This window comes from Microbacterium sp. P2_F9 (assembly GCF_056403635.1).
In genome coordinates this window covers 1-1,588 of record NZ_JBFUFC010000383.1, presented here as the reverse complement: position 1 = coordinate 1,588, position 1,588 = coordinate 1, and the positions used below count along the sequence as shown (strand labels likewise).

The window sequence follows — 1,588 nt, the reverse complement described above, 5'->3', positions numbered from 1 at the left end:
GACACAAGGAGCCGAACATGAGCACGACACCTCGCAAGCAGATCATCCTCGCCGCGTACGTCGGCGGGGTCAACGAGCACACCCTGTGGGAGCACCCCGACGCGGGCAGCCAGATCGAGTTCGACACGTTCCGCCATGTCGCGCAGACCGCCGAGCGCGGCCGGTTCGACTACTTCTTCCTGGCCGAGGGGCTCGCACTGCGCGAGCGGGCCGGGAAGGTGTTCGACCACGACATCGCGGGTCGGCCCGACACCCTCCCGGTGCTGGCCGCGCTCGCCGCGGTCACCGAGCACATCGGCCTCATCGGCACGCTGAACGCGACCTTCAACGAGCCGTACGAGCTGGCCCGTCAGCTCTCCAGCCTCGACCACCTCTCCGGTGGCCGTGCCGGCTGGAACATCGTCACCAGCTGGGACGCGTTCACCGGGCAGAACTTCCGGCGCGGCGGCTTCCTCACCCGCGAGGACCGGTACGCGCGTGCCGAGGAGTTCGTGAACACCGTCCGGGAGCTGTGGGACTCGTGGGCCGAGGACGCCATCGTCGCCGACAAGGCGACCGGGCGGTTCCTCGCGGACGAGACCGCCGGGGCATTCGAGCACACCGGCGCGCAGTTCGACATCGAGGGCCGGTTCACCGTGCCGCGCAGCCCGCAGGGCCGGCCGGTGCTCGTGCAGGCCGGCGTGTCTCCGCAGGGCCGCGACTTCGCCGCCGCGAACTCCGATCTGGTCTTCTCGCCCTACTCGCGCCTCCCCGAGGCGCACGAGTTCTACGTCGACATCAAGGGTCGCGCCCGTGCATTCGGCCGCAACCCCGACGACCTGAAGATCGTCCCGGGCGCAGGCTTCGTGCTGGGGGACTCGAAGGCGGATGCTGAGGACAAGGCCCGCTACCTGCTCGAGCAGCAGCTCAGCGACCGCACGGTGCAGGTGCTCTTCGAGCAGCTCTGGAACGTGGATCTCTCCGCGTATGACATCGACGGACCGCTGCCGGACATCGATCCCGACCCGACTGCGCCGCCGATCATCCAGGGCCGCGCGTTCATCCACCAGGACCGTTTCGAGGTGGTGCGCCGCTGGCGTGAGCTGTCCGAGGCCAAGGGTCTCAGCATCCGCGGCGTCGCCGCCGAGGTGTCGGCACGTGCCGACTACATCGGCACCCCGCAGCAGGTCGCCGACGCGCTCGACGACTTCATCCAGAACGACGGTGCGGACGGTGTCGTGCTGGGCGGGCACATCACTCCTGGCGGCATCGACGAGTTCGTCGACAAGGTCGTGCCGCTCCTGCAGGAGCGCGGCTCGCTGCGCACCGAGTACACCGGCAGCACGCTGCGTGAGAACCTCGGTCTGCCCATTCCAGAGCGTCGCGGCCAGCTCGCGGCCACGGTGGGAGGCGGACGATGAGCGACACGACGAGCGCACCTGTCCTGGACCGCGCGCAGTTCGGGCGCGACTGGGAGGACTGGCACCGCACCCACGAGGCGCGTCGCGCCGATCCGCACGGCTTCCTGGCCGTCACCGGTCTGCACTGGCTTGGTGTGGAGCCGCTGCAGATCGCGGGGCTGCCGGGAGAGTGGTCGACCGGACCGGGG

1 protein-coding gene and 1 pseudogene are annotated in these 1,588 nt (G+C 69.9%); both read left to right on the top strand.

Features of this window, described 5'->3' with window-relative positions:
- Positions 1-17: 17 nt before the first annotated feature.
- Entirely contained in the window at positions 18-1,400 is a 1,383-nt protein-coding gene (locus AC1DVT_RS20205; RefSeq protein WP_477391180.1) for an NtaA/DmoA family FMN-dependent monooxygenase, read from the top strand.
- A pseudogene (locus AC1DVT_RS20200) lies at positions 1,397-1,588 on the top strand (DUF1684 domain-containing protein); the annotation flags it as partial. The gene AC1DVT_RS20205 and the pseudogene AC1DVT_RS20200, both read left to right, overlap by 4 nt.